At 60.5% G+C, this 4529-nt stretch carries 5 protein-coding genes; 4 read left to right on the forward strand and 1 reads right to left on the reverse strand.

Going from position 1 to position 4529, the window contains the following annotated elements; all coding sequences use genetic code 11:
• Together H0V34_03015 and dusA are read left to right on the forward strand one after the other, a co-directional pair.
• The coding region (locus H0V34_03015; protein MBA2490706.1) for a leucyl aminopeptidase family protein at positions 1 to 483 on the forward strand (483 nt) is incomplete at its 5' end.
• Complete coding sequence (dusA, locus tag H0V34_03020; protein ID MBA2490707.1) at positions 473 to 1489, forward strand: tRNA dihydrouridine(20/20a) synthase DusA; 1017 nt, start codon at positions 473 to 475, stop codon at positions 1487 to 1489. The genes H0V34_03015 and dusA, both read left to right, overlap by 11 nt.
• A gap of 94 nt (positions 1490 to 1583) precedes the next feature.
• Here dusA and H0V34_03025 read toward each other — a convergent pair whose 3' ends face one another.
• Positions 1584 to 2561: a malate dehydrogenase gene (locus H0V34_03025; GenBank protein MBA2490708.1), complete on the reverse strand. Its 978-nt coding sequence runs from the start codon at positions 2559 to 2561 to the stop codon at positions 1584 to 1586.
• A 528-nt stretch (positions 2562 to 3089) separates the two neighbouring features.
• Between H0V34_03025 and H0V34_03030 the strand changes: the two genes are divergently transcribed.
• Positions 3090 to 4019, forward strand: a complete 930-nt coding sequence (locus tag H0V34_03030) for a LysR family transcriptional regulator (protein MBA2490709.1) — start codon at positions 3090 to 3092, stop codon at positions 4017 to 4019.
• Between the two features lie 46 nt (positions 4020 to 4065).
• Positions 4066 to 4529 (forward strand): SDR family NAD(P)-dependent oxidoreductase (locus H0V34_03035; GenBank protein ID MBA2490710.1); only part of this gene is annotated, 464 nt, incomplete at its 3' end.

Below are 4529 nucleotides of genomic sequence, written 5' to 3' on the forward strand. Positions count from 1 at the left end.
GAGGTCGATAACACCGATGCCGAAGGACGCCTGGTACTTTGCGACGCGCTCGCGGAAGCCGCGGCCGAGTCGCCGGCCCTGGTCATCGACTTCGCGACTTTGACGGGCGCGGCGCGTATCGCGCTGGGTACCGAATTGCCTGGCTTTTTCACGGCGTCAGAAAGTATAGCCGAGGGTATAGTGAATGCCGCCAGCCGTGCGCACGATCCGGTGTGGCGACTGCCGCTGCACGCGCCCTATCGCGCGCTGCTGGAAAGCGATATCGCCGATCTGGTGAACGCCTCGCCGGAGCCTTACGGCGGCGCGATTATCGCAGCACTGTTCTTGCAGGCATTCGTGCCGGCAGATATTAACTGGCTGCATTTCGATGTCATGGCGTGGAACCTGCGCGCCAGGCCAGGCCGCCCAAGAGGCGGCGAGGCCATGGGCATGCGCGCCGTGTTCGAATATCTCTGCCAGCGGTTCCCGCCGCATGAAGCTTGACCGTACCGTCTCCATTGCGCCGATGATGGCGCGCACCGACCGGCATTTTCGCTATCTGGCGAGGCTCATTACGCGCCACGCGTTGCTGTATACGGAAATGATTACAACCGGAGCGCTGCTGCGCGGGGACACGGCCCGTTACCTCGCCCACGACGACGCTGAACATCCGCTGGCGTTGCAGCTCGGCGGCTGCGATCCGGGAGATCTGGCGCGTAGCGCGCGGCTTGCCGAAGCGGCCGGCTTCGATGAGGTGAATCTCAACATCGGCTGTCCCAGCGACCGTGTGCAGGCGGCCCGCTTCGGCGCCTGCCTGATGGCGGAACCCGAACTGGTGGCGGACTGCGTGGCCGCCATGCGCGCAGCGGTGAAGCTGCCGGTTACGGTGAAAACCCGCACTGGCATCGACCGGCAGGATTCGTATGAGAACCTTTCACGTTTTATTACGACCGTGGCCGCGGCCAGTTGCGGCACGTTCATCATCCACGCGCGCAAAGCCTGGCTGCGTGGCCTGAGTCCGAAGGAGAATCGTGACTTACCGCCGTTGCGCTATGACGTGGTGCATAGCCTGAAACGGGAGTTTCCCGAGCTTGAAATCATATTGAATGGCGGCGTCACCTCACTGGATCAAGCGCACGGGGAACTGATGCATGTAGACGGCGTGATGCTCGGCCGCGAGGCGTATCAGAATCCGTTTTGTCTGGCGGAGGTGGATCGACGATTCTACGGCGACAGCGCCGCGCCACGCACGCGGGAGCAGGTGCTGAGTCAATTCATTGCCTATGTCGAACGGCAGCTAATGCACGGTGCGCCGCTCTCGCAAATCGCGCCCCACATGATGGGGATCTTCCACGGGCAGATGGGCGCGCGACAGTGGCGCGGTTGCCTGAGCAGACTGGTCAACGAGCGGCGCGACGATATCAGGGATATCGACGACGCGCGAAGTCGGATGGACTCGATGAACAAGGTCAGCGCGGAAGAGGCGATGGAATGCTCAAGCCCGCTTTAACGTTCGGGTTCGTCACAGCGTCAAATTCAATCGCTATGGAGAGTCGGTCGGGTTGATCGCTGCTTACCGTTAGTGTTGCGCTCTGCCACAAGCCTTAGAGCAGATCCTCGACAGCCTTGCGCTCCTCGCGCAGTTCGCGTTCGCTTGCCTGCATTTTCTTGGTGCTGAATTCGTCGATTTCCAGGCCCTGCACAATTTCGTAGTGGCCATTGGCGCAGGTAACGGGGTAGGAGTAAAGAATGCCGGGTTCAATGCCGTAGCTGCCGTCGGACGGAATACCCATGCTGACCCAGTCGTCTTCGGGCGTGCCGTGCACCCAGTCCTTGATGTGATCGATCGCCGCGGAGGCCGCGGAGGCCGCGGACGACGCGCCGCGCGCCTTGATGATCGCCGCACCGCGCTGCTGTACGGTTGGCATGAAATCGTCGCGATACCAGTCCTGTGCCACTAGTTCGTGTGCCGCTTTGCCGTTGACGTGGCAGTGGCTAATGTCCGGGTATTGACTGGCCGAGTGATTACCCCAGACGATCATGTGCTTGATGCGATTGATGTGGGTGCCGGTTTTCTGCGCCAGCTGACTCAACGCCCGATTGTGATCCAGCCGCATCATGCAGGTGAACTGACGCGGATCGAGATCCGGCGCGTTGGCCGCGGCGATCAGCGCATTAGTGTTGGCCGGATTGCCGACCACGATGACTTTTACGTCCGGCGAGGCTTGGTCATTGATCGCCTTGCCCTGCGGTCCGAAGATCTTTCCGTTCGCGCTGAGCAGATCGGCGCGCTCCATGCCAGAGCCGCGCGGCTTCGAACCCACCAGCATCACGTAGTCGACGCCGTCGAAGCCCTCAACGGTTTCCGCCGTGGTAATGACATCATTGAGCAGCGGAAACGCGCAATCGCGCAGCTCCATCTCTACGCCTTGCAGGGCCGCGAGCGCGGGCTCGATTTCGACGAGCTGCAGGATTACCGGCTGGTCCGGACCCAGCATATCGCCGGCGGCGATTCGAAACGCCAGCGCATAGCCGATGTTGCCGGCCGCTCCGGTTATAGCGACGCGTGCGGGTTTTTTCATGGGTTTACCTCGTGTTTTCTAACTTTGTAAATGACTGTGCCGTCGAATGGGGAACTCAAGAACGAATCGCGGTGGTTCGCGGGCAAGGTCGGCTCGCCTTGCACGCAACATAAACGCTAGGCTATAAACGCGCAATACCCGTGGCTCATTTGCGCGATACGGTGTGGATGGCACGACCTATCGGTACGCATAAAGAACCGGTGTGGCGCCACAGCATCACGCCGATTAGTCCACTCGGGTGGGTTAGGATCGCGCTATGGGGTCCCGAACGTCCATCTGCACGGCCAGCACTTCGGCGATGGCGCGACGATAAGCCGGGTCGGCCTTTGCGGAAATGCGAGATCTACTGCGGCTGAATGTCTTTCTTGGTGACCCACATCGCGCTAACCGAAGATGCGCTGACGACAGCGCCGTATCTTTCAGGTCTTGCTGCCAGGTTAAAGTCGTAACGTCGTATTGGCGCGATCATTAATCAAATAGAATATCCGCTTCCCTTTAATCAAAGAACTCAAACAAACGGAGAAATCCATGACGTTACAGGAGTTGCGCTATCTCGTCGCGTTGGCCGACGAAGGGCACTTCGCCCGGGCGGCGGAACGCTGCCACGTAGGTCAGCCGACTTTAAGCACACAGTTGAAAAAACTGGAGGAATTCCTGGGCGTTGCCCTGTTTGAGCGTGGCAAGCGGCATGTGATACCCACGCCGTTGGGTGAGGCTATTATCGCGCAGGCGCGCATCGTGCTGGAAGAGGCAGGCAAGCTGCGACAGCTTGCGGATCACGGTCAGGATCCGATGAAGGGTCCATTTCGTTTAGGGATAATTCCCACACTGGGCCCTTATCTGTTGCCGCACCTGTTACCGACGATTCACGCCATTTACCCGGAGCTGCGCCTGTTGCTGCGCGAAGATCTCACGCGCAATCTGCTTGCGCAGTTGCGCGCGGGCAAACTCGATGCGCTGCTGCTGGCGCTGCCGATAACCCACGACGGTCTGGAGGTCGCGCCACTATTCGAGGAGCCATTCGTCGTGGCCATGCCGGTCGATCACGCGCTCGCGCGACGCCGCCAGATACCGCTGCATGAGCTGCATCAGCACGATGTATTGCTGCTCGAAGAGGGCCACTGTCTGCGCGAGCAGGCGCTGGATATCTGTGGCACTAACCGCAGCGACACAGGCGAGGAATTCAAGGCGACGAGCCTGGAAACCTTGCGCCAGATGGTGGCGGCCGGCGCCGGCTGTACATTGTTACCGGCGCTGGCGGCATTGCCCGCCGCCGGCCAGCCGATGAAGGCGATGATCGAGATACGCCCGTTCGCGGAGCCCGTGCCTAGCCGCTTAATCGGCCTCGTTTGGCGGCGGAGCTACCCGCGCGTGAAGATTGTCCATAACCTTCAGCAGATCGCGCACGATCATCTACCGGCGGGCACGCTCAGGATTAATTCACGACGCGGCCACTGAAGTCGCACTCAATTAAACTGAATCTTCACAATCTCAAGGCGAGCTTATGCAACCAAGTATTCTGATTACCGGCGCCAATCGCGGCATCGGGCTGGAGTTTGTCAGGCAGTATGCGAAGGCGGGCGCGCGCGTATATGCGTGTTGTCGCGAACCGGCGAAAGCCACCGGGCTCGCCGAACTGGCGGATGCGTCGGCTGGCGCCGTAAGCGTACACCGGCTCGATGTGACCAATGCGGATCATCGCGCATCGCTGGTCGAGGCGTTGCGCGATGTCTCAATCGACATCCTAGTTAATAACGCCGGCGTATACGGACCGCGCGACGCGGATTTTGGCCAGACCGACGAAAACCGCTGGCTGGCGACGTTTGCGGTAAATGTCATCGCACCCATGCAGCTTTGCGAAGCGCTGGTCGAAAACGTCGCGCGCAGCCGGCGCAAGGTAATCGCCAGCATAAGCAGTCAGATGGGCAGCATCGAGGACAATAGCTCGGGCGGCCACTATGTTTACCG

The sequence above is a fragment of the Gammaproteobacteria bacterium genome, from assembly GCA_013696315.1.
Taxonomy (GTDB): domain Bacteria; phylum Pseudomonadota; class Gammaproteobacteria; order JACCYU01; family JACCYU01; genus JACCYU01.